The sequence below is a fragment of the Variovorax robiniae genome, from assembly GCF_037889955.1.
Lineage (GTDB): Bacteria > Pseudomonadota > Gammaproteobacteria > Burkholderiales > Burkholderiaceae_C > Variovorax > Variovorax robiniae.
This window is the reverse complement of the sequence record NZ_JBBKZS010000002.1, coordinates 518364-543406: the sequence shown is the minus strand read 5'-3', so window position 1 is coordinate 543406 and position 25043 is coordinate 518364. Positions and strand designations below refer to the sequence as shown.

Below are 25043 nucleotides of genomic sequence, written 5' to 3'. Positions count from 1 at the left end.
CTTGCGTTATTCCCGTTGCGCAACGTGCAACACGGCGCCGGCGGGCAACGCGTGCCAGTCGATCCACGCGCCGGCATCGACCGGGATGGCTGCCGCATCGATGTCGTGATCTTCCGCTGGCGTGCCGGCCGCTGGCGACCCATCCCCAGCACGCAGTCGACCGATGTCGCCATAGCGCAGCGTGAGTTCATGCCCGTCGAGCCGCAGGGTGATCTCGAAGCCGGGCCAGTGCGCCGGCACACGCGGTGTCACGCGCAATTGCCGTCCGCGCAGCTCGAGTCCCAGCAGCGTCTCGATCGCGGCGCGATGCATCCAGGCCGCCGATCCGGTGTACCAACTCCAGCCCCCGCGCCCGACATAGGGAGCCGCGCCATAGGTGTCGCCGGGCATCACGTAGGGTTCGATCTCGTACACCGGACCGCGTTCGGAATGCTTCGCCCGGTGCGCAGGGCTCAGGCCCTCGAAGCTGCGCCACGCGGCCTCATGATCGCCCTGAAGCGCCTGCGCCATCATGGCCCACACGGCGCCGTGCGAATACTGCCCGCCGTTCTCGCGCACGCCCGGTGGATAGGCCTGGATGTAGCCAGGGCTGTTGGCCGAGTGTTCGAACGGCGGCGTCAACAGGCGCAACAGGCCAGCCTTCTCGTCGATGAGGTGCTGCTTCAACGACGCCATCGCCTTGTCGGTGAAGGCCGGCGTGGAGGCACCGGACAACACAGACCACGCCTGCGCGATCAGGTCGATGCGGCATTCGCCGTTGGCCGATGAACCGAGCGGCGCACCGTTGTCGAAGAAGGCGCGCCGGAACCAGGCGCCATCCCAGCCGGCATCGTGCAATGCATGGATCCAGCCGTCGCGTGCCGCGCGCCACTTCGCAGCGCGCTCATGTTCGCCGCGGGCTTCGGCCAGCGGCGCATAGTGCTCGACAACCGTGCAGAGGAACCAGCCCAGCCACACCGATTCGCCCTTGCCTTCGCTGCCCACGCGGTTCATGCCGTCGTTCCAGTCGCCGGTGCCCATCAGCGGGAGACCATGCGCCCCTTTCGTGAGGCTGCGGTCGATGGCGCGCGCGCCGTGTTCGTAGACCGTCGCGACCTGGCTGCTGGTCTGTGGCTCGTAGTAGGCGTCTTCGGCGCCGGGTGGAATCTGCGCGCCTTCGATGAAGGGCACCTGCTGGTCGAGCAGGCTCATGTCGGTCGTCACGTCGACATAGTGGGCACTGGCGAAGGGCAGCCACAGCAGGTCGTCGGAGAAATGCGTGCGCACGCCGGCGCCGCCGGGCATGTGCCACCAGTGCTGCACGTCGCCCTCGGGGAACTGGCGCGCGGCGTTGGTGAGGATCTGCTTGCGCAGGCGCGCCGGGTCGATGGCAGCGAAGGCCATCGCATCCTGCAACTGGTCGCGAAAGCCGAAGGCGCCTCCGGCCTGGTAGAAACCGGCGCGCGACCACAGCCGGCAGGCAAGCGTCTGGTAGAGGAGCCATCGGTTGACCAATACGTCGAAAAGCGGATCGGGTGTGCGCACCTGGATGCGGCCCAGCAACTCGTCCCAGAACCCGCGCGCTTGCGCCAGGGCTGCCGGCACGTCGCGTTGCTGCCAGTGCGAGGCGAGTTGCGCGGCGGCTGTCGCATCGGCTGCGTAGCCCAGCGCGAAAGTGAAACGCATCGCTTGCCCTGGTCCCAGCGTGAAGTCGCCACCGATGGCCGCGCAGGCATCCAGCCCGCTGCCCGCGCGCCGCCCGAATGCGCCGAGGATCTCGACACCGCCATGGCCGAAGAACTCGTTGCGGTCGCAGGTCCAGTGCGCCGCGTCCTGCAAACCCGCAATCATGAGGAAGGCCGTGCCGCCACCAAAGCCCGTGCTCGACTCGCGCTGCTGGCCGAACACGGCCGGCACATCGTCGGGCTTCCAGCAATGCACCGTGCGGCGCGTGCCGCGCGCAGGCCCGAGTTGCCATTCGGCCATTGCGAGCGCACGCAAGCTGCGCGCGGCAGTGCCCTCATTCCGGACCTCCACATGCACCAGCTTCACGCTGTCGTCACGGTCGACAAGGAAGGTGGTCACCAGCGCCAGGTCGCGGTGCGTGCACTCGAACACGGTGTAGCCCTGGCCGTGCCGAATGCGATGCACTGCGTCGTTGCCGGCGCCGCGCACCGCGGGAGTGAGCGGAATCAACTCGTGCGAGTCCAGGTCCTGCAGCAGGTAGTGCTCGAAGGCGGGGTCTTGCACGGGGTCGTTCGACCAGGGCGTGAGCTGGTGCATCTGGCTGTTGACGGCCCAGGTGTAGCCCGCGCCCGCCTCCGAGATCTGGAAGCCGAAGCTGGCATTGGCGATCACGTTGATCCAGGGCCGCGCGGGCCGGTGCTGCGCGTCCACTTCGAAGCGGAACTCGCCGGTGGCGGGATCGAAGTCGCCGATGGGCGCGCGGGGGGCTTCGGCCGGAGTGTCCGGACTTCGATGCGGCGCGAGCAGCGGCACGCTCGTCATTGCCACGCCGCCGCCCGGCACCTGCGCAACCGGCGCGAGTTCGCGCAACGCAGCCACCTGCACCTCCAGGGGCCGCCCATCGGCCGTGAACACCGCGCGCGCCAGGGTCGACAAGGCAGCCTTCTCCGACGGCGTCACCTCCTCGTCGCGCAAGAGGTAGAAGCCGGCCGAGTCGTTGCGCGGAAAGCTGTTCTGAGTTTCGTGGCTGATGCGGTCGCGCAGCGCCTCGATCTCGCGTTGCAGTGGCATCTGGTACGAAGCCGCCTCTGCATTCAGCACCACGAGGTCGCAGGCCACGCCGCCGAAGCCCCACCACGGCTGGGCGCGCAGCAGCGTATTGACAAGGCCCATGCCGATGCTGGAATGGATGTGCACCAGTACGATCGGCTTGTCGCCCGAGATGCCGAAGCGCCAGATCTGCCGCAGGTCGATGAGGCCGCGGTCGCCCATCACGCGCGGCGTGGTGTAGGTCAGGACGGTGGTCAGGTCCTGCAGCGCGAGGTTCTGTGCCGGCGCGATGTTGAGGTCGCGCAGCCGCACCTGCGCCAGCGTGGCAGCCATCCGGCTGGCGCGTTCCACCAGCGTGAACTGCAGGTAGCGGTCGATCACGGGGATCAGTGCGTCGGTGCTGTCGGCGGCGGCTGTCGCGAAGGTCACGCGCGCCGTGGCGCCGGCCTTGATCGACAGCCGCACGCGCAGGCAGGCGATCGGGTCGAGTCCGTTGATCGGCGCGCCGTCGGGCGTCATGGGCTGCGCATCCAGCGCAGGCATCGACAAGCGGCCGTTGCGCCCGATGAAGGCGCGGCGGTCCGCCATGCATTCGACCGAGAGCATGTGCGCATCGACCGCCGCGACGAAGTGCGCCGCAGCCACCACCGGATCACCTTGCAGCCGCGGCTTGCGCGTCATCAGCAGCGCGCGCCAGGCCGGCTCCCAGAGGGTCTCGACGAAGAGGTTGGTGAAAGCGGGATGCGTCTCGTCGGCCTTGGGCAAGGACAGCACGGGTTCGAAGCAGGAGATCAGTTCCAGCTCGCGGGTCTCTTCGCTGGTGTTGTGCAGCGTCACGGTGCGCAGTTCGGTGTCGTCCTCGGGGCTGATCAGCACGGTGGTGCGCGCCTGCAGGCCGGGGCCCTTGGCATCGAATTGCACCTGGTCGGCGAGGAAGCGCGTGCGGTAGCGCCAGTCCGGGCCCGGGGCCGGCAAGGCGGTGAGCGAGGACATGGCCTCGCCTTCGCGTACGTAGAAGAAGGTGCCATAACCGTCGCGCAGCGGATCGTCGCGCCAGCGGCTCACGCTGAAGGCATGCCAGCGGCTCACCCCCGCGCCGTTGGGCCGCAGCGCGACCGTGTAGCGGCCGTTGGAAAGCAAGTGCGTGGGCTGGAAGCCCGGCACCATCGGGTCGATCGTTCGCAGTTGGAATACCGGCGCGGCATCGCCATTCGCAGGCTCGGGCGGCGTCCGCGGGTCGGCGCTGCCGATGACCTGGCGCGGCGTTCGCTCCTGCAGCAGCGCCGCATAGGCCTCGGCCAGGGCCGTCCCGCCAAACCAGCGGCGCGGCGCCTCGGCGCAGAGCAGGTTGCACAGCGCCACCAGCGACATGCCCTGGTGGTGGGCCATGTGGTTACGCACCACGCTGAAGGGCTGGCCCTCGGCCTGCCGCGACACGGTGAAGTCGATGGCGTCGCAGAAGCCGAGTTCGCCTCGCGCGCCGAGCGACTCCAGCAGTCGGAGGTTGATCGCCGCATCGTGCGGCGCGAGCTGCGCGGCCATCAGGGTGGCATAGGGCGCGACGACCCGGTCGGTGAGCGGCGTGCGCCGCAATGCCAGCCGGGGTACGCCGTAAGGGGAGTACTGGTAGGCCAGCGAATGGTCCCGCGCGAAGTACGCCGACTCCGACACGCCCCACGGCAACTGCTGCGCCGCCCCGAAGGCCTGCTGCTCGCGAATGGCGGCGATGCTGGCCACCTGCAGCAAGCCGTCGTCCGGCTCCGGCATCACGAGGCCGGGCATGAGGTACTCGAACATCGATCCCGACCACGACTTCAGTCCCGGCCGGATGCCGACGGTGACGTACGGCCGTCCCAGCGCGCTCCAGTTGCGGCGCGGTATGTCGCCCTTGGCAATGGCGATGAAGCTCAGCAGGCGCGACTCCGAAGCCAGCAGGTCGTAGTAGCTCGCGTCGAGCACGTTCTCGTCCACGCGCAGGCCGATGTGGAAGAGGTTGCGCTTTGCGTCGTAGAGGCCGCTGAAGTTCATCGCGTCGGCCAACGCGTCGCAACGCAGCGCGAGTGCCTCGAGTGCTTCGAAGGCGGTATCGCCGTCGCGCGCATGGACCCTGCAGGCCTGCGCCACGGCCATCAGGTGGCCGGCCATGTTGCCGCTGTCCACGCTCGACACATAGGCCGGCCGCAGCACCTCCAGCGAGCGCGTCTCGTACCAGTTGAAGAGATGGCCCTCGTGCTTCGGCAAGCGATCCACGCTGTCGAGCGTGGCGCCGATGCGCTGGGCCAGCGCGGCGTTGTCGATCCATCCGAACTCGCGTGCGCAACAGGTGGCGAGCAGGTACATGCCGATGTTGGTCGGCGAGGTGCGATGGGCGACGGTGACTTCGGGTTCGAGCTGCAGGTTGTCCGGCGGCAGGTGGTTGTCCTCGGCGCCGACCACCTGCTCGAAGAAGCGCCAGGTGTCGCGCGCGACGTTGGCGAGGTAGTCGCGCTCGTCCGCGGGCAGTTCGGCCTCCGGGCCTGCCTGCGATGGCAGGCGGCTGCTCCACCAGGCCACCAGCGGCGCGCAGGCCCACAGCGCGAACAGCAGCGCTCCGGTCCAGGGATGCGAGCTGCCCAGCGCCAGCACGGCCAGTGCAACGCAGGCCGCGCTGGGCCAGGCGCCGGCACGCAGGAAGGCAGCTGGCGAATAGCGCGCCTGTGCCTCCGCCTGCTCCGCCGTGGTCCATTCAAGCAAGTGACGGCGGCTCACCAGCAGGCGCCATGCAGCGCGCAAGGTCGCGTTCATCAGCAGCCAGGCCTGCGCCCACAACTGGCTGAATTGCCAGGCTGCACCGGCCAGCGCCCGCAGCAAGTCACCCGATCCCACATCGAAGAAGTGGCGCAGTTCGATGCGCCGCCGTGTCGGCACCAGTCCTGCCAATGCGCCCAGCAGCGGTCCCAGGACAAGGGCGGCTGCCACGGCGACGAGCGCCAGGGCGATAGGCACCGCATCGGTGAAGAGGGCGAGGCCCAGCAACGCAGCCGATGCCGGCAGCACCATCGCGCGGCGCAGGTTGTCGCTCATCTTCCAGAGACCGAGTCCATCGATGCCGAAGCGCGCGGCGCGCCCCATCAACGGCAACAGTTGCCAGTCGCCGCGCGTCCAGCGGTGCATGCGCGAGGCAGCCACGCCGGCGTGCTGCGGATGGTCCTCCAGCAGCACCACGTCGCTCAGCAACGCGCAGCGGGCGACGGTGCCTTCGAGCAGGTCATGGCTCAGCACCGCGCCTTCGGGCATGCGGCCATCGAGCACGGCATGCACCGCGTGCACGTTGAGCAGGCCCTTGCCGGTGAAGGAGCCCGTGCCGAACAGGTCCTGGTAGATATCGGACGCGCCGCTGCTGTAGGGGTCGATGCCACAGGTTCCAGCAAACAGCCAGTGGAACATCGAGCGCTTCGAACGTGTCGGAAAGGGCGTGACGATGCGCGGCTGCAGGATGCCGTAGCCCGCCACCACGCGGCGCGTCTCGTTGTCGACCTGCGGCGCGTTCAGCGGATGCGCGGCCACGGCCACCAACTCACGCAAGGTGCCGGGCGGCAACGTGGTGTCGGCATCGAGCGTGACGACGTAGGGAATGCGCGCCGCGAGCAAGCTGCCCGAGCCGTCGGGCAAGAAGTCGCTCGACTCGCCCGTGGCCAGCAATCGCAGCACCATCTCCAGCTTGCCGCGCTTGCGCTCCCAGCCCATCCAGCGTTGCTCGGTCTCGCTCCAGGCGCGCGGTCGATGCAGCAGCAGGAAGCGGGCGAGCTTCTCGGGCTTGCGTGGATAGCGTGCGTTGAGCGCGGCGATGCGGCGGCGCGCATCGTGGAGCAACAGCGTGTCCTCGGGCAGGCTCTCCCGGTCCGCATCGGCCCAGTCGCCCAGCAACGCGAACTGGGCTTCGTCTTCCCGGTTCGCCAGCCAATGCAACTCCAGTTGGCGGACCAGGCGGGCGTTGCCATCGACCGACGTCAGAAGCGTCGGAATGACGACCAGCACACGATGCGCTGCAGGTATCCCGCTGGAGAAATCAAGCCGGGGCAGGGGCTCGATGCGCGCCGACTCGGCCACGATGCGGTGCACCAGCGCGACCACGCCTTCCGACAACGGCAGCGCCATCAGCAGCAGGCAGAGGCTGGTCAGCCATCCGCCCATTCCGGCGGCCGGCCAGTTGATGTGATCCAGGTGATGCGCCACGGCGACCATCAACAGTGCGGTGCTACCGAGGATTGCCACCAGATACAGCGGCAAGCGCCATGCCCGGTACGGCGGTTGCCAATCGGTCGGCTCGACGGACGGCTGTGCATCCCGATTGCGCAGTGCATCCAGCAACGCTTCACGCCCCGGGCCCAGCAGATGGAAGCCCGCGGTGCGCTCGGCCCGCGCATGAAGGTCGATCGCTGGCTCATCGACCGTGCTGCCCGCGTACTCCATGCGCGCACGCCGCACGACGACCTGCGCCACCCGGAGTTCCGACTTTCCGCTCTGGCGGGCCAACTGTTCCATCGCATGGGTGATCTGCTGGCGCGTGAGTTCGCTCTCGCGCGCAAAGCTCGGCAACTCTCGCAGGGTGCGCAGCGAATGACTCAGGGGCTCGATCAGGTCCGACCACACGATCTGGCCGATCACCCGCAGCGTCGTGATGATGTTGCCCACCGTGATGTTGGCCGCCACCGCCGCGGTCTGCGCGTCGTTGATGAGCGCCGGGCCGTTCGGGCAATGCGCTTCGGTCCAGTGCACCAGCGCGGGCGCCTTGTCGCCGCGTTCGACGGGCAGCCGCTGCCACAGTTGCAGCAGGTAGCTGTCGCTGAACTCCATGCGTCGCGCCAGCTCGCCCAGTTCATCGAGTTCCGCCATCGTCAGTTTGTCCGCGGCGTCCCAGACCGCATGCGCCACCTCGCGCGCCACCTTGTTGCGGGCAATGCGTTCGGCCACCCGGCGCAGGTTCTCAAGCAATACCACGCGCAAGGTCGTAGGCATGGCCCAGAGTTCGCCGAGCGTGAGTTCGTCCACCTCCTGGTAGGCGTTGACGAAGGCGCTGAACAGCTCCGCGTTGAGCACGCTGTCGGTATGGGCGACGTAGGCCCAGGCAATGCCGTAGACACGCGGCAGTCCGGCGAGCGGTTGCGCCGCGAGCTTGGGCAGGTGCGCGTAGTAGCGCCGCGGCACGCCTTCGCGGATCTGCTGCAACTGGTCCTCGATGAGGTGGAAGTTGTCGAGCAGCCATTCGGCCGCCGGCGAGACGTAGCGCCCGCTGCGCGAAGTCAGCGCGATGTAGTCGAAGGCTTCCCGCAGGGATGCGAGGTTCTCGTCGACGCGCGGAAAGAAGGGCGGGCTGCGCGACGGAACCGACGGATCCGACACCACCTGCGCGCGCGCCAAGCTGCGCCCATGCGCCTCGAAGCGCTGGATGCCGAACAGGTCGGAGCGGATCGCGGGTTCGATGTGCTCGCGCGGCGCCCGCAGGTATCGCCGCGCTTCCTCGCTCAGCGTAGGCAGCCGGTCGAGGATGTCGGCGGTCACGCCATCAGGCGACGGCGAGCGCCGCGATCACGATCCCGAATCCGATGCACGCCACCGTGACGATTCGGCTGGCCGCCGCGGACTGACCCGCCTGGAGAACGGATCGGAGGCCGAACATCGGACCTCGGCATCGCGCGCAATGCTGCATGTGGGCAGCGAGGGCAATCAAGTCCCCGTGGACGGAATCGACAGGAGCAGAGGTCAAGGCCCCGACAGAAGCGGGGGGCAGGAGAGGCGAGAAAGACATGGCAGCGCTTCCCGTGGCGTGTCCTGGATGGAGGGCAACATGCCTTCCATTCGGACCTTGGGGTCAGGCTACGCAGGAGCAGCGGGCGTCACCGCAGGGATGCGCGGATTGGGATGTAGGAGGGTGCCCCAACAGGCGCCCGTCCATGGCGCACCTTAACCGGTATTGCTAGCCGGTGTTGCGCAGACCGGCTGCGACCCCATTGATCGAGATGTGAATCCCGCGCTGCAGGCGCTCGCCGCCTTCGCCGGCCCGATAGCGACGCATCAGTTCCACCTGCAGGTGATGCAATGGATCGATGTACGGGAAGCGATGCCGCACCGAGCGCTGCATGTCCGCATTGCCTTCCAGTCGCTGCTTGGCGCCGGTGATCAGCGTCAGCGCTTCCGAGGTGCGATGCCATTCGCTCTCGATCATCGAGAACACTTTCTGGCGCAGCTTGCGGTCCGCCACCAGCTCCGCGTAGCGCGAGGCCAGCGCCAGGTCGCTCTTGGCCAGCACCATGTCCATGTTCGACAGCAGCGTGCGGAAGAAGGGCCACTGCGCATACATGCGCTGCAGCAGTGCCTGGCGTTCCTTGCGCACCGCCGGGCTCTTGGCCGAGCCGATGAACTGCTCGATCGCCGAGCCGAAGCCATACCAGCCCGGCAGCGTCAGCCGGCATTGCCCCCAGCTGAAGCTCCAGGGCACAGCGCGCAGGTCCTCGATCTTGTGGCTCGGATTGCGCGAGGCCGGGCGCGAGCCGATGTTGAGTTCGGCGATCTCGCGCAAGGGCGTGGCCGCGAAGAAATAGTCGCCGAAGTTCGGTGTCTCGTAGACCAGCTTGCGGTAGGCCGCCATGCTGGCCGTCGACAACGCATTGGCCGTCTCCATGAACGATGCCGGCGCCGCCTTGGCCGGCGGCAGCAGCGTGGCCTCCAGCGTGGCCGCGACCAGCGTCTCCAGGTTGCGCCGGCCGATCTCGCGGTTGGCGTACTTGGAGCCGATCACTTCGCCTTGCTCGGTCAGGCGGATCTGGCCGCGCACGGTGCCGGGCGGCTGCGCCAGGATCGCCTGGTAGCTCGGACCGCCGCCGCGTCCCACGGTGCCGCCGCGGCCATGGAACATGCGCAAACGAATGCCGAGGTCCAGTTCGTCGAACAGCGCCACCAGCGCGGTGCCGGTCCGGTACAGCTCCCAGTTGCTGGTGAAGATGCCGCCGTCCTTGTTGCTGTCGCTGTAGCCCAGCATCACGTCCTGCTCGGCGCCGGAGCGTTGTATCAGCGCGGCGATGCCGGGCAGGGCGTAGTAGGCGCGCACGATCGGCGCGGCATTGCGCAAGTCCTCGATGGTCTCGAACAGCGGCACCACGATCAGGTCGACCACCGCGTCGTTGCTCAGCGTGCCGCGCAGCAGGCCGACTTCCTTTTGCAGGACCAGTGCTTCCAGAAGGTCGCTCACCGTCTCGGTGTGGCTGATGATGTAGTGGCGGATGGCCGCGTTGCCGTAGGTGGCGCGCATGGTGCGACCGGCCGCGAAGATCGCCAGTTCCTTGGTGGTCAGCGGGTCGTAGCTGGCATCGGGCACGCGCAGCGGCCGGGCGTCGTCGAGCAGTTTCAATAGCAGCGCCTGCTTGGCTTCCTCGTCCAGCGACGAGTAATCCGCCTCGATGCGCGCGACCTTGAGCAGGTCCGCGACAACGGCTTCATGCTTGTCCGAACTCTGGCGCAGGTCGACCGTGGCCAGGTGAAAGCCGAACACCTCCACCGCGCGGATCAGCGGCCCCAGGCGCTGTTCGATCAACACCGCGCCATGCTTCTCGCGCAGCGAATCGGCGACGGTGCGCAGGTCGGCGAGGAATTCCTCGGCATTCGCGTAGGGGTTCTGCGGCGGCACCGCATGGCGCGCCGCATCGCCGCCGGTCAGCTTCTTCAGCGTGGCGGCAAGACGCGAATAAACGCCGGTCAGCGCGCGGCGATAGGGCTCGTCGACCCGGTGCTCGTTGGAATCCGGCGAGCGCTCGGCCAAGGCATTCATCTCGACCGACACATCCACCAGCGTGGCCGACAGCGACAGCTCACCGCCGAGGTAATGCACCTCCGTCAGGTAGTGCCGCAGGGCCAGTTCGGACTGGCGCTTGAGCGCGTACTCCAGCGTCTGCGCCGTCACGTTCGGATTGCCGTCGCGGTCGCCCCCGATCCACTGCCCCATGCGCAGGAAGGGCGCGATGTTGTCCTTGCCCAGCGACCTCTCCAATTCGGCATAGACCTTCGGGATCTCGCGCAGGAAGGTCGCCTCGTAGTAGCTCAGCGCGTTCTCGATCTCGTCGGCCACGGTGAGCTTCGAGAAGCGCAGCAGCCGGGTCTGCCAGATCTGCGTCACGCGGGTGCGGATCTGGTGCTCGTTCTCGGCCAATTCGATCGGCGTCAGCGCGTCCTTCTGGCCGGCGAAGAACTGCTGCCGCTGCAGGATGCCGTCGCGCACGGTGATCAGTTGCGCAATGCCACGTTCCGCGTCCAGGATGCTCTTGCGTTGCACTTCGGTCGGATGCGCGGTCAGCACCGGCGACACGTAGCTCTGGGCCAGGCTCTCGACCACCGCCGACGGCGTGATGCCCGCCTTGCGCACGCGCGCCAGCGCGGTCTCCAGGCTGCCCTCGACGCTCTCGCCGGCCCGGTCGATCTCGGTCCGGCGGCGGATCTGGTGCCGGTCTTCCGCCAGGTTGGCCAGGTGGCTGAAATAAGTGAAGGCGCGGATCACGCGCACCGTCTCGGCCGCGCTCAGGCCCTTGAGCACATTCTTCAACGCGCGTTCGGCACTGTGGTCGGCATCGCGCCGGAAGGCCACCGACAGGGTCCGGATCTTCTCGACCAGGTCGTAAGTCGCCTCGCCCTCCTGTTCACGGATCACGTCGCCGAGAATCCGGCCCAACAGCCGGATGTCGTCGATCAAGGGCTGGTCGTCGTTCTGGCGGCGCTTGGGCGCCGACGACTTCTTCTGGGCGGATTTCACTTCGACTTATCTCCTCGGGGTGGCGACTCGGAAGGGCGCATTGCTGCAGTGCAGCATGCTAGCATCCCGGCGGCCTTTTTGATTGATCGGAAAACAGCTTTGACCCATATCGTGATCGCCACGCGCGAAAGCCGCCTGGCCATGTGGCAGGCGCAACACGTGCAGGCACTGTTGCAAGAACGAGGCCACGTCGTCGAGTTGTTGGGCATGACCACCCGTGGCGACCAGATTCTGGACCGCTCGCTGAGCAAGGTCGGCGGCAAGGGCTTGTTCGTGAAGGAGCTCGAAGTCGCGCTGGAAGAAGGCCGCGCCGACATCGCCGTGCATTCGCTCAAGGACGTGCCGATGGACATGCCCGACGGCTTCACGCTCGCCTGCGTGCTGGAGCGCGAAGACCCGCGCGACGCGCTCGTCTCGCCCCGCCATGCTTCGCTCGACGACCTGCCCGAAGGCGCCGTGGTCGGCACCTCCAGCCTGCGCCGCGTGGTGCTGCTGCAGGAGCTGCGGCCCGACCTGCGCATCGAGCCCCTGCGCGGCAATCTCGACACACGGCTGCGCAAGCTCGACGAAGGCCAGTACGACGCGATCGTGCTGGCGGCCGCGGGCCTCAAGCGCCTCGGCCTGGAAAGCCGCATCCGCACCACCTTCGACCCCGACCTGATGCTGCCCGCGGCCGGGCAGGGCGCGCTCGGCATCGAGGTGCGCGCCGACCGGGCCGACCTGATCGAATGCCTCGCCCCGCTCGCGCACCAGGCCGACACCCTGGCCACCGCCGCCGAACGCGCCGTCAGCCGAACCATGGGCGGCAGTTGCTCGATGCCGCTCGCGGCCCACGCGCGCTGGCAGGCCAACGGCAAGCTGCGTATCGATGCGGCCTGGGGCGACTCCGCTGGCGTCGCCGAACTGCTGCGCGCGCAGCATGAGGCGGACGTGAGCAGCACCGCGCAAGCCGAGGCGCTCGGCCGCCAGGCCGCCGAGGCGCTGCGCCGGGCCGGCGCGCGCTGACGCATCTCAAATGCCCGTGCGCCGCGTGATCGTGACCCGCCCGGCGCGAGAGGCGCAGCGCTGGGTCGATGCACTCCGCACCGCCGGACTGGATGCCGTGGCGCTGCCTCTGATCATCATCGATGCCTGGCCGCAAGCGGTGGGCACGCCACCCGATCGTCATGACGCGCTGATGTTCGTCAGCGCCGCCGCCGTCCAGCACTTCTTCGCCGTCCATGCGGGTAGCGCCGATCAGGCGGGGATACCCCGCTGCTGGGCCACCGGCCCCGGCACCACACGCGCCTTGCTGGAGGCCGGCGTCCCCGCCGCCCGCATCGACGCCCCGCCCGAGGACGCCGCCCAATTCGACTCCGAAGCGCTGTGGACGCGTGTGCAGCCGCAAGTCCGTCCCGGTGCGCGTGTGCTGATCCTGCGCGGCGGGGACGCGGCCGGCCGTGCCACCGGCCGCGACTGGCTCGCCCGCCAGGTCGAGGCCGCCGGCGGCGTCGTCGACACGCAGGTCGTCTACCGACGCCTGCCGCCCACCTTCGATGCCGAAGGCACACGCCTCGCGATGGAAGGCGCGCGGGGCGAGGCCACCTGGCTCTTCAGCAGTTCCGAGGCCATCGCCAACCTGTGCCGCGCGTTGCCCGGCACGGCATGGCATGCGGCCCGCGCCGTCACCACCCATGCGCGCATCGCGCAGGCGGCGCAAGCGGCCGGCTTCGGCCTCGTGCACACTTCGGCGCCCACCATGGCCGCCCTGGTCGCGTCGATAGAATCCGCCGGATGAGCGCCACCGCCCTGCCCGATGAACCGACCCCCGAAGCCGCTGCGCCGGTGACGCGGGCCGTGTCGCCGGTCGAAGCCGCGCAACTCCTGTCGCGCATCGGCCTCGGCCTTCTTGCGTTGGTCGCGGTCGTAGCCTTGGTCATGGCGTTCACGCTGGGGCAAAAAATCGACAGCATGCAGGAGCAACTGGCCCGGCAGAGCGCCGATGCACTCGCGCAGTCGACCGAGGCCCGCGCGCTCGCGCGGCAGGCGCAGGAGACGGTCCGCGACACCGCCGCACGCCTCGCGCTCGCGGAAACCCGCATCGCCGAAGTCGCATTGCAGCGCTCGCAACTCGAAGAACTGATGCAGAGCCTGTCCCGCTCGCGCGACGAAAACCTGGTCGTCGACATCGATTCGGCCGTCCGCCTCGCGCTGCAGCAGGCCGAGGTCACCGGCAATGTGGAGCCTCTGCTCGCCGCATTGAAGGCCGGCGACCAGCGCATCGCCCGCGCCGCGCAACCCCGCCTGGCGCCCTTGCAGCGCGCCATGCAGCGCGATGCCGACCGCATCCGCACCATTGCCAGCGGCGACAACGGCGAGGGACTGCAAAAACTCGACGAGTTGATGCGCATGGTCGACGACCTGCCCACGCTCAATGCAGTCGCCGTGCGCGGCCTCAGTGTGAACACCACTTCCGCCGGCGTCATCCCGGCCGATGCACCCTGGTGGGAACGCGCCCTGTTGATGGTGCGCCAGGAAGCCGAATCCCTGCTGCGCGTCAGCCGGATCGACCGGCCGGAGGCCGTGCTCGTCGCACCCGAACAGACCTTCTTCCTGCGCGAGAACCTCAAACTCAAGTTGTTGAGCGTCCGGCTGGCCTTGCTGTCGCGGCAGGTGGACACGTCGCGCACCGAGCTGGCCGCAGTCTCTGCCACCCTCAACAAGTATTTCGACCCCACCTCCCGTCGCACGCAGGCCGCCGCCACCCTGCTTCAACAGTTGCAGGCCCAGGTCAAGTCGACCACGCCCCCGCGCGTGGACGACACCCTGGCCGCACTCGCGACCGCCGCCGCCGGACGATAGCCATGCGTGCCGCTCTCTGGCTCCTGGGGCTGTTCGGCATCGCAGCGGCGACCGCACTCTTTGCCGGCAACAACCAGGGCACGGTTACCGTCTACTGGCCGCCATGGCGCATCGACCTCTCGCTGAACCTCGTCCTGATGTTGCTGGCCGGCGCATTCATGCTGCTGCACGTGGCCTTGCGCGCGCTGGCGGCGCTGTTCCAGCTTCCGGTGCAGGCGCGCCAATGGCGCCTACAGCAAAAGGAGAGGGCCTTGCACGCGGCCCTGCTCGATTCGATCTCCCAGCTGTTGGCCGGGCGCTTTTCACGCTCGCGCAAGGCGGCCCAGGCCGCATTGGCGCAAGAACGCATGCTGGATGCGCTCGATGCCCAACTGCCCCAGGCCCAGCAGATCAAGGTCCTCTCGCACCTGTTGGCGGCCGAGAGTGCGCAATCGCTGCAGGATCGGGCGGCACGCGATGCGCACTTGCAACTGGCCCTCAACGAGAGCGCGGAACGCGGAACCCCGGCCGCCCTGGAAACGCGCGAGGGCGTTCAATTGCGCGCCGCCCGCTGGGCGCTGGAGGACCGCGACGCCCCCGGCGCACTGGCGCGGCTCGAGGAATTGCCGGTGGGCGCCCAGCGCCGGACCTTCGCACTGAGGTTGCGCCTGAAAGCAGCCCGCCTGGACCACCGGACGTTAGAGGCACTGGAGACCGCGCGCCTGCTGGCCAAGCACCGCGCCTTTTCGACCGCCGCTGCCCAAAGCATCGTGCGCGGCCTGGCCACAGAACTCATCTCCGATGCCCACGATCCCGCACAACTGGTCGGCGCCTGGACTGAACTTGAGCAGGGCGAGCGCGAGATGCCCGAGGTGGCGATCCATGCCGCACAGCGCATGGTGCAGCTGAACGGCGACCTGGAAATAGCGCGTGCCTGGCTGCTGCCGGCCTGGGAGCGCATGGTGGCGTCGCCCGACGGCCTGGGCGAAGCACTGAGGGTCAAGCTCGTGCGGGCGCTCGAGGCCGGACTCGATTCGGTCGACGCCGACTGGCTGTCGCGCATCGAACTGGCGCAGCGCAACAATCCGCGCGACCCCAACTTGCAATACATCGCGGGCATGGCCTGCATGCGGCGCCAACTCTGGGGCAAGGCCCAGCAGCTGCTGACCCAGGCCGCCCTCGGCCTCCGTGACGCGGACCTGCATCGCCGCGCATGGCAAGTGCTGGCGCTCCTGGCCGAGGCGCGCGACGACGCCGACCAGGCATCGGTTGCGTGGAAGCAAGCCGCGCAGGTCGAAAGCCCCTGATCGATCGATGGCGCCGCTCACTTTCCAGATGAAGATAAGTGGGTGAATAGTCACTCTGGTGAGATTCAAAGACCCTCACCGGGTGTCGGCCCACGCTGATTGACATTTGTATAGGAAGCAGTCCACAGTTGTTCGAACATGTGTCGCATGTAACCGGGACTTTTTCTCATCTCCGCCTCTACCAGAAGCCGTATACCGAACAAACCGTTGTAATTTCCGTTGCAACTGCGGTACATTGGGTAACTGTTAGCAAAAGTATTCATTTGAGTTACGCCGTTGGAGCTTGGTTTTGAAACGTATCCTCATAAATGCAGTTCTGCTCGCCTCCGTGGGTGCGCTGCTGGCTGGCTGCACGATCGCACCGAGCTTCGATTCGATGCGGTACGGCGAAAACCGCCCCGTCAACACGGAAATGAAGCTTGGTTCGGGTCCGGACGGAGACCAGCCGCCTGATGGCTACCTCACGGCGATCACGCCCGACCTGATTCGCATCCAGAACAAGGCGCGCGTCACGGCAGTGCCGGCCGACGTCCAGGCCCTGATCGGCGGCGAGCCCGAGCCCTACCGGATTGGCGCGGGCGACGTCATCGGCATCACGGTGTTCGATCACCCTGAACTGGTCTTCAGCGGCCAACCCGCCCTGGTCGGCGGCGGCCAGGATGCGGCCAGCGTGGCACCAGGCCCCGGTTTCGTCGTCAACGATGCGGGCAATCTCAGCTTTCCGTATGCGGGCACGCTGAAGGCAGCCGGCATGACGGTGGCGGAACTCGAAAGCACCTTGACGCAACGCCTGAGCAGGGTCTTCAAGACACCCCAGGTGAGCGTCCGCGTCGCGTCTTTCCGCAGCAAACGGGCGTACGTCGACGGCGAAGTGAAGAACACGGGCCTGCTGGTGTTCACGGACATCGCCATGACATTGCCCGAGGCCCTCAACCGGGCTGGCGGCCTGGCCACGACCGGGGACCGCTCCAACGTGATCCTGACGCGCAATGGCCGCAGCACCCGCATCGACATGAACATCCTGACGGACGCCGGCGTGGATCCGTCGCGCATCCTGCTTCGCAACAACGACATGATCACGGTCCGTGCCCGCGAAGAAAGCAAGGTCACGGTCATGGGCGAAGTGAACAACCAGGGCGGTGTGCTCATGCGCAATGGTCGCCTGACGCTCAACGACGCACTCACGGAAAGCGGCGGGCTCAACTTGGGTACGTCGGCCCCGCGCCAGATCTACGTGATCCGTGGCCTTCCGGATGGCGGCCAGACGGTTTTCCATCTCGACGCCCGGACCGCCTCGGCAATCCAGATGGCGGATGGTTTCGCACTCAAGGCCAAGGATGTCGTGTTCGTCGATCCGGTGCCGCTGGTGGTGTTCAGCCGCGTGGCCAACCTGGTCCTCGTTTCCACGAACACGGCAACGGCCATCCGCGATTTGCCGCGCAAGACACCTTGAGCGGCCCCATGGTGATCCAACACGTCCTCACGCTGTGCATCGGAAACATCTGCCGCAGTCCAATGGCCGAAGGGCTTCTTGCGCAAGCCCTGCCGGACTGCACGGTTTCCTCCGCCGGCCTCGGCGCGCTGATCGGCCATCCGGCCGACCCCATCGCCTGCGAACTGATGAAAGAGCGCGGGATCAGCATCGAGCACCATCGTGCGCGGCAGGTCAGCCTCGACCTTTGCCAGCGCGCCGACCTGATCCTGGTCATGGACCTCGAACAGCGTCGCGATCTCGAGCGGCGCTATCCCTTTGTCAGCGGCAAGGTGTTTCGGCTGTGCGAGCAAGGCAAGCAAGACGTACCTGACCCCTACAAAGCGGGACGCGCTGCGTTCCAGAACTCGCTGGCGCTGATCGAAGAAGGCGCAAAGCAGTGGGCCAACCGAATTTCCAGAGTGTCCAGCCGATGAATTCCACAGTTTCGCAATCCCCACATCAGCAGGCCATCATGGCCACGCCAGCACCAGAAGACGACCAGCTCGACTTCGGGCACTACTTCGAGGCGCTCGTCGCGCAGAAGTGGCTGATCGCTGCGATCACGGTGCTGGTGCTCGCGATCGGCGTGGCCTACGCGGTGCTGCAACGGCCCATCTATGAATCCAACCTGCTGATCCAGGTCGAGGACAGCGAAGGCGGCGCGGCCAAGTCCTTCCTGGCCGAAGCGAGCAGCGCGTTCAACGTGAAGACGCCGTCCACGGCCGAGATGGAAATCATCCGCTCGCGCACCGTGCTGTCCCAGGCGATCGATGCCACCAAGCTCGACGTCGTCTCATCGCCAAAGTATGTCCCCCTCATCGGCGGCTGGATGGCCCGGCGCGCCACCGGACTGTCCGACCCTGGATTCATGGGCTTCTTCGGCGGCGACGTCTCGGGTACCGAATCGATTACCGTCGACAAGTTCAACGTTCCGGCGAAGCTTGAGGCAACCGGCTTCACCGTCGTTGCCAAGGGCGGTGGCCAATACACGCTGCAACATCCGGCGTTGCCACAGCCGGCCACTGGCACGGTGGGCCAGCCCTTGAGGGCCGAGACCCAGTTTGGCCCGGTCGAGTTGACCATCAGCGCGCTCGCTGGCAAGCCCGGTGCCGAGTTCAGTGTTCTCAAGCGCTCGAAGCTGGCGACCATCGAAGGGCTCCAGAACTCGTTGACCCTGAGCGAACGCGGCAAACAGTCCGGCATCATCAATGTGCAGATGCAGGACGCCAATCCGTACCAGCTGTCCCGCGTGCTGAATGCGGTCGGTGCGCAGTACGTGCGCCAGAACATCGAGCGCAAGGCGGCCGAGGCGCAAAAGACATTGGCCTTCCTGGACGTCCAGTTGCCGTTGTTCAAGCGCCAACTCGAGCAATCGGAAGAGGTCTACAACCGCTACCGCAACCAGAAGGGCACTGTCGCGTTCACGGAAGAAGCGACCTTGATCCTGGGCACCGCGGTCGATCGCCAGACCAAACTGCTGGAAGCGCAACAACGCCGGCGTGAACTCGAAGCCCGCTTCACGGCCAACCATCCAAGCGTGCAAACGCTCGACGCCCAGATCGCCGCCTTGCAGCGCGACATTGGCGAGGTCCAGACGCGCATCAAGGGATTGCCGGCGTTGCAACAGGAAGCGGTGCGCATGGAGCGCGACGTCAAGGTCAACACCGAGCTCTATCAATCGCTGCTCAACAACGCGATGCAGTTGCGCCTCGTCAAGGAAGGCAAGGTCGGCAATGTGCGCGTGCTCGACGAAGCCAGCGTCGCCGAAGTCCCGGTCAAGCCGCAACGCCAGACCATCGTCGCCATTTCCCTGCTGCTGGGCCTGTTCCTCGGTGTCGTCGCCGCGCTGATCCGCAATGCGCTCATCGAGCAACGCATCAAGGATCCGCATGAGGTCGAGTCGCAAACGGCACTGCCGGTGTTCTCGACCATTCCGATCAGCCCGGCCCAAGCCGCGATCAGTCAGCGCCGCCTGACTGGCGCCACAGGCGTGCGTTTGCTGGCCATCGAACATCCCGATGACCTCGCGATCGAAAGCCTGCGCAGCCTGCGCACCGCGATGCAGTTCGCGATGCTCGAGGCGCAGAACAACCGCGTCATGATCACGGGTGCGACGCCTGGCGTCGGCAAGAGCTTCGTCACTTCGAATTTCGCCGCGCTCATGGCTGCGGCTGGCAAGCGCACGCTGTTGATCGATGCGGACTTGCGCCGCGGCCACTTGCACCAGTATCTGGGCCTGCAACGCCATGGCGGCCTGTCGGAATTGATCGCAGGCAGCTTGACGGTGCAGCAGACGGTTCACCGCCAAGTGGTGCCGAACCTGGACTTCCTGGCGACGGGCCAATTGCCGCCCAATCCGGCGGAACTGCTGACGTCGGAGTCCTTCACATCGACTCTCGATCGCCTGTCCGAGCAGTACGACATGGTGGTGATCGACACGCCGCCGGTGTTGGTCGCTTCCGACACCGCCGCCATCGCCACGCATGCGGGCACCGTGCTGCTGGTGGCACGCGCCAACCTGTCGAGCATGGGTGAACTGCGAGAAAGCACGCGGCGCCTGGCGCTGGGCGGCAAGGCGGCGACGGGTGTGCTGTTGAATGCGATGGACGCGAAGCGCCGTGCGTACGGCGGCTACAAGTACGGTCGCTATCGTTACACCAACTACAACTACGAAAGCATCCTGCCGGAAGAGCAGTGATGCAGTTGTGGCAGCGGGCTGGACGAATCCGCCGCTGCCGTGAACGCAACCCGGACCGCAAGTTGTCGGGTGAATGGGAAAGGGCTCCGAAGGGAGCCCTTTTTACTTTTGCGGAGCAGATCTTGCGGGGCGCGCCGGCCCGATGACGCTCAGGACGTCGCCAGGCAGTCCCGCACATCGATCTCGAACTGCTTGAGGACGGCGTCCTGCGCGATATAGCGCTCCGCAAAGGCGCGCGCGCTGGCGCCGAATTCAGCGCGCATGTCCGGATCGCCGGCCAGCGTCGCGATGGCGGCCGCCAACGCTTCCGGCTTCTCGGGCTCGACCACGAGGCCGCAGTTGCGTACCACGCGACCCAGTTCGGTGTCTGCGTGCGCCGTGGCCACCACGGGGCGACCGCTGCTGAGCATGCCGGTCAGCTTGGAGGGCATGACCAGGTCGGCGGCGTCCGCGCGTTGCGGCAACAGGTGAATGTCGGCAAGTCCGAGCAGATCGCCCAGGCGTTCCACCGGCTGCAAGTCCATGAAGCGAACGTTCGCCATTCCCTTGCAACGCTCTTCGAGCACGGCGCGGCCGGGGCCGAAACCGCAGTACACGAACTGGATCGCCGGGTTGTGCTGAAGCAGAAGCGCCACGTCGGAGAGGATCTCGAGGCCCTGTTTTGCGCCCATGTTTCCCGAGTAGAGCGCCACGACGGCGTCCTGCCGGATGCCGAGTTCGCTGCGGTACGGACTGGCGGCCTTGAGCGGTCGGATCGAAGAAACGTCAGCCCAATTGGGCAAGGACCGCAATCGTGCCGCGTCCACGCCCTTGCTCGCGGCACGCTCCAGCATGCGCTGGGAGATGGTCGACACGCGATCGAAACGGCGCAACAGCCAGCGTTCGACGCCAGTCACCCAGCCGCGCAGGCGTTCGCCGCGCAAGAGTCCCAGGTCGAATGCGGCATCGACTTCGAAATCCTGGATGTGCAGCCATGCACGGGCACCACGCATCTTGGCAAATGCCAAGGCGCCCGGGGCGCAAACCAAGGGTGGCGCAGTCATCCAGACGACTTCCGGACGCCAGCGCCATTGTGCGAACAGGCTGGGAAGGCTGGCCAACGCAAAGCTGCTCAGGTGCACCAGCCGCTTGACGCCCGAGACCTTGGCAGGCACCCAGACCGGGGTGCGGAACACCTCCACGCCACGCCAGGTCTCGCGCCGGAAGCGAGTGGCGCTGTAGCCTGGCCAGACGGCCCAGTCGGGATAGTAGGGCGGCGCCGTGACGACGCGAACCTCATGCCCGGCCGCGGCAAGCCAGGCTGCCATCTCGCCGGTGTACTTCCCAATGCCCGTCAGTTCCGGCGCGAAGTTGATGCCGTAGAGAAGGATTTTCAAGCGTGTCGAGTCTGATTGACGCTGCTGCCGGTCGTGGACGCATTCGCGCCCGAACCGACGATGCGCACAAGATTGGCAGCCACGGTTTCAATGCGGAAGCGTTGCTCGAAGCAACGGCGCGCATGGGTGCGCATCTCTTCGATCTCGGATGGAGATGTGGCGAGCCACCGCGCCAGCAGCCGTTCGGTGCCTTCCGGTGTGTCGGGCTCGACCTTGCCAGCGCCATCGGCGACGATCTCGCGCCAGATGTTGACCTTGTCCGAGATGAACGCCGGCCGCCCGCAGGCCAAGGCTTCCGCCACGGCCACGCCGAAGTTCTCCTGGTGCGAAGGCAGGGTGAACATCTCGCTCGCGTAGAAGGCTCCCCATTTGAGGTCGCCGGAGAGCATGCCGGTCCACGTCACGCGGTCGGAGATCCCCAGCTCGGCGACCCGCCGGCCCAGTTGCTCGGCCCAGCCGCCTTGGTCGGGCCCCGCCATCACGAGATGCGCGTCAGGCGAGTTTGCACAGGACTTTGCAAAGGCATCGATCAACAGGTCGCAGCCCTTCTTTTCGTGGATGCGTCCCAGGAAGAGGGCGAGCCGCTTTCCGCGCAGTTGCGGCCAAGCCGTCAGGAAGGCCTCCGACAACCGGGACTGCTCGTTGGCAGGCGGTTCCGACGTACCAAAGGAACTGATCGCCTCATTGCACTTGTAGAGCCAGAAAGACTCGCGAGCCAGCAAACGCTCGTCGTCGCAAGTGAACAGGACCGCCTTGGCATCCCGCAGCACGCGATACTCGCCCCAAGGCCAGTAGAGCCACTTCTTCAGGTGCTTGAGCGGATAGCGGCGCTTGAACCACGGGTCCAGCATCCCGTGGGTGAAGACATAGTAGCCAGGGGCGGTGTCTCGCAATGCGCGCCAGGCGGCCAGCCCGATGTACTGCCACAGCCCGTTGATGATCACCGCGTCATAGTTGCCGGCGTGCTGCCGCAACCAAGGCACAAGCGCCTCGCAGTAGCCGTACGTTCCCTTCACCGGTCCCAGGGCATGGATGCGGCCTGGATGTTTCAGTACAGGTTCGAAGTCGGGGGCATCGAGGCAGAGGATCTCGCCCTGGTGACCCAGGGCCTGCAACGCGCCATGGATGCGCAACAGCCCTTCGATCGGTCCGCCACCACGGGGGTCGACCGATGCAATGACATGAAGAAATCTCAATGAACCCTCCGGCTCGCAGCGGCTCGCGATGGGAATATTTCAAGCATCGGATACCGCAGTGCGGCGAGTGCATACGCCAAAGCAAAGCCCAGCAGGGCATTGGCTGTGAGCTGACCGATGGCCGACCAGCTCAACAAGGCGATACTGAGCGAAATCCACAGCAGGAGCGGAAAAATGACGCCACGGCGCACCGCGATGACGAAGCTCCGATACAGGCCCAGACCCATCACGATCAACTTCAGGGCGGTATAGAGACCGCCGAGCAGGCCGCCTTCGATCAATATGCGACCGGCTTCCGCCTCGGCGAGCTGGAATCCCGCAACCCCCGTACTGACGTACCCCGCCAGGTTGGACAACCGCCCAATGCCGACGCCGATCCAGGACAGGTAGTCCACAACGGTCGGTTCGCCCGCGAAGTAGACCAGAACCCGTTCCCAGAAATCTTCGACCTCGGCGGCTTCCCCGAATCGCTGCTGCGTGTTCTCGATCGCCGTCTGGAAGACCACGGCAAGTATCGCGAGCGCCATGACGGCGAGCAGCAGCGTGGCCAACGCCTTGCCCTTGTCGGCGGCCTTGGAGAAGACCAGGCGGCCGAGCAGGTAGATCGCAATCATGCCGCCGGAATAGATCACCGCGCTGCGCGCGCCACTCACCAGGGATTCCGCGACCACCGCGCCGAATGCAGCGACGGCGATGAACGCGTGCGTCAGGGTCCGCTTGCGAGCAGCCACCACCGCCAATGCGATCGGGATGACCAGTCCGAGGAAAGTGGAGAAGCCCGACGTGAAGCTGAAAGTGCCCGTGGTCCGCACGACGCCGGCGATCACGATGAACACCTCGTCCTCGACGCTGTCGACCTCGGTATTGATTCGCGCGCCGGGAGGCGATGCGTACTGAAGGATGACCAGGGGCGCCAGCAATATCAGCAGCCAAGTCGCGGTGCGCATCGCCGCACGAAAGTCGACTTCCGTCATGGACGAAGCGGCCGCGAAACCAAACCAGGTGTACAGCAGCCAGAAGCGCAGGCCGATCAGAAACACGATCGGGTTGCCGTCATTCACGATGACCTGCAGCATGCCCCATGCGATGACGCAACAACTCCAAGCCACCAACACGGACGTTTGGTTCTTGAAGGTCCGCAGATGCCCGCTCTTCCAAGCGTGAAAAATCAGGTAGCCGGCTATTGCGTCGCGCAGCAAGATCAGCGGCAACGAGGCCGCCGACGTCCCCCACTTGCGCACCGCGCCTTCAAACACCACGATGAGAAGCACCCAGATGAAGAGGCGGCCCGTGCGACTGAGGCCGGACCGCGTCACCGTGAGCGGCATTCGCGCCGTGAGAGCGTTCATTGCAAGTACTCCTGCAGCACGCGACCAGCTCGCGCGCGATATCGCTCCCATGTGAATTCTTTTGATGCAAGCAAGGCCGGTACCCGGGCGCGCTGCATGAGCGCGGGATCGGAGATCAGCTTGCGTAGCGCGTTATACAGCGCTTCGCCATCTGGCTCGACGATCCAGCCACTTTCGGGAAACGCTTCGACAATGGCTTTCGCGCCCGTCTGGCTCGACACCAGCGCTGGCGTCCCGCATGCCATGGCTTCCGCGACAACCATGCCGAACGAGTCGGACCGTGACGGCAACAGGAGGCAGTCGGCGGTCGCCATCAAGTCGAACAACTGGCTTTGGGGAACGCTGGGGTGATACACAGCGCCCGGCGCGTCTTGCACGGCACCCAGGAGTTCCTGATCGACGACGCCGCCAACGAAGTGCAACTCATACTGGAAGCCCTCCGCATTCAGGCGCGCGAATGCCGCGAGGATCAGGTCGACCGACTTTCTGAAACTCAGCGGCCCGGCGAACATGAATCGCGCGGGGCCGTCCCTGCGCGTGGAAGTGATGGGCGTGACGAGCTTGGGATCCGCACCCAGCAGCAGGGGCTGCAGCCTGGCGGGTTCGACCCCATTGGCCTGGTAGCTGTCTGCCGCGAGCGGCGAGCAGGTCAGGATCAGGTCCGCCATGGCGATCTCGGCGTCCTTGCGTCGATTGACTTCGGGCGTGTAGGGTGTGTCTGGCGGATTCAACTGCTCTGCCACCGTCTTGTGGTGGAAGGCCGCAGCGTCGAGGATGCAGCGTGCGCCGACTGCCTTTGCTGCCGCAAACGTGTGATACGCCGCGTTTTCGTAGGCAATCACGACCTTCGGGCGCGAAGCCATCACGCGCTTGGCCGCCCACGCATCGAACCAATGAAACAACCGATGAATGCGGTCGCCTCCCTGGCCTGCGTTCAGGCGCATGGAAGCTTGCAAGAGCAATTGAAAGCGAATGGGATGCACCCGAAGTGCTGAGGGGATGCCCACGCGACGCACGCGCTTCCTGAAGTGCTCTGGCAGCCACCATGGCAGGAGTTCGTCACCTTCAGCCACGAGGATGCCGGACCAAAAGCCCTGAAGCATGTTCTTCTCATGCAGGGCGAGCGCAAGTTGATGCGAATGCTGAAGTCCTGGATGCGTGACGAGTACGGAACGCGTCAAGCCGCTGCCCGAACGTGACTCCGCGGATTGTGGATTCTTGGGTGGGGCATCGACCTTGCCGAATTCAACCGGCAAGGCGTATCGCTGCTCGTTGCGGACGGCGCTCGTGCTCATCTGTGACTCGTGTGTCTGCTGGCTGGCTGCTGGG

13 protein-coding genes are annotated in these 25043 nt (G+C 66.5%); 7 read left to right on the top strand and 6 right to left on the bottom strand.

Annotated elements, in window-relative coordinates:
• Positions 1–6: 6 nt before the first annotated feature.
• Both WKW79_RS06730 and ppc read right to left on the bottom strand, forming a co-directional pair.
• Positions 7–8256, bottom strand: coding sequence for a GH36-type glycosyl hydrolase domain-containing protein (locus WKW79_RS06730; protein ID WP_340334328.1), 8250 nt, complete (start codon positions 8254–8256; stop codon positions 7–9).
• 415 nt (positions 8257–8671) lie between these two features.
• Positions 8672–11494, bottom strand: a complete 2823-nt coding sequence (gene ppc, locus WKW79_RS06725) for a phosphoenolpyruvate carboxylase (RefSeq protein WP_340334327.1) — start codon at positions 11492–11494, stop codon at positions 8672–8674.
• A gap of 81 nt (positions 11495–11575) precedes the next feature.
• Here ppc and hemC point away from each other — a divergent pair, with 81 nt between their 5' ends.
• The 7 genes from hemC to WKW79_RS06690 all read left to right on the top strand — a co-directional run bounded on the left by hemC (position 11576) and on the right by WKW79_RS06690 (position 19793).
• Complete coding sequence (gene hemC, locus WKW79_RS06720) at positions 11576–12499, top strand: hydroxymethylbilane synthase (protein WP_340334636.1); 924 nt, start codon at positions 11576–11578, stop codon at positions 12497–12499.
• A 10-nt stretch (positions 12500–12509) separates the two neighbouring features.
• Positions 12510–13271, top strand: a complete 762-nt coding sequence (locus WKW79_RS06715) for a uroporphyrinogen-III synthase (protein ID WP_340334326.1) — start codon at positions 12510–12512, stop codon at positions 13269–13271.
• Complete coding sequence (locus WKW79_RS06710; protein ID WP_340334325.1) at positions 13268–14335, top strand: uroporphyrinogen-III C-methyltransferase; 1068 nt, start codon at positions 13268–13270, stop codon at positions 14333–14335. The genes WKW79_RS06715 and WKW79_RS06710 overlap by 4 nt, the downstream gene beginning before the upstream one ends.
• Positions 14336–14337: 2 nt before the next feature.
• Positions 14338–15621 carry a heme biosynthesis HemY N-terminal domain-containing protein gene (locus WKW79_RS06705; RefSeq protein ID WP_340334324.1) on the top strand — a complete coding sequence of 428 codons (1284 nt, stop codon included), beginning with the start codon at positions 14338–14340 and terminating at the stop codon, positions 15619–15621.
• A 289-nt stretch (positions 15622–15910) separates the two neighbouring features.
• On the top strand, positions 15911–17074 hold the full coding sequence (locus tag WKW79_RS06700) for a polysaccharide biosynthesis/export family protein (RefSeq protein ID WP_340334323.1): 1164 nt from the start codon (positions 15911–15913) through the stop codon (positions 17072–17074).
• 14 nt (positions 17075–17088) lie between these two features.
• A complete protein-coding gene (locus WKW79_RS06695; RefSeq protein WP_340334635.1) occupies positions 17089–17529 on the top strand; it encodes a low molecular weight protein-tyrosine-phosphatase in 441 nt (146 codons plus the stop codon).
• 38 nt (positions 17530–17567) lie between these two features.
• The gene (locus WKW79_RS06690; protein ID WP_340334322.1) at positions 17568–19793 is read left to right on the top strand and encodes a polysaccharide biosynthesis tyrosine autokinase; all 2226 of its coding nucleotides are present in this window, start codon (positions 17568–17570) and stop codon (positions 19791–19793) included.
• 149 nt (positions 19794–19942) lie between these two features.
• On the opposite strand, the gene WKW79_RS06685 is transcribed toward WKW79_RS06690, so the two are convergent.
• The 4 genes from WKW79_RS06685 to WKW79_RS06670 are packed head-to-tail and all read right to left on the bottom strand — an operon-like array spanning position 19943 to position 25009.
• Positions 19943–21169, bottom strand: a complete 1227-nt coding sequence (locus WKW79_RS06685; RefSeq protein ID WP_340334321.1) for a glycosyltransferase WbuB — start codon at positions 21167–21169, stop codon at positions 19943–19945.
• Complete coding sequence (locus WKW79_RS06680) at positions 21166–22365, bottom strand: glycosyltransferase (protein ID WP_340334320.1); 1200 nt, start codon at positions 22363–22365, stop codon at positions 21166–21168. Before WKW79_RS06680 ends, WKW79_RS06685 begins: the two co-directional genes overlap by 4 nt.
• Positions 22362–23714, bottom strand: a complete 1353-nt coding sequence (locus WKW79_RS06675; protein WP_340334319.1) for a hypothetical protein — start codon at positions 23712–23714, stop codon at positions 22362–22364. The genes WKW79_RS06680 and WKW79_RS06675 overlap by 4 nt, the downstream gene beginning before the upstream one ends.
• On the bottom strand, positions 23711–25009 hold the full coding sequence (locus tag WKW79_RS06670) for a glycosyltransferase family 4 protein (RefSeq protein ID WP_340334318.1): 1299 nt from the start codon (positions 25007–25009) through the stop codon (positions 23711–23713). The genes WKW79_RS06675 and WKW79_RS06670 overlap by 4 nt, the downstream gene beginning before the upstream one ends.
• Positions 25010–25043 lie beyond the last annotated feature (34 nt).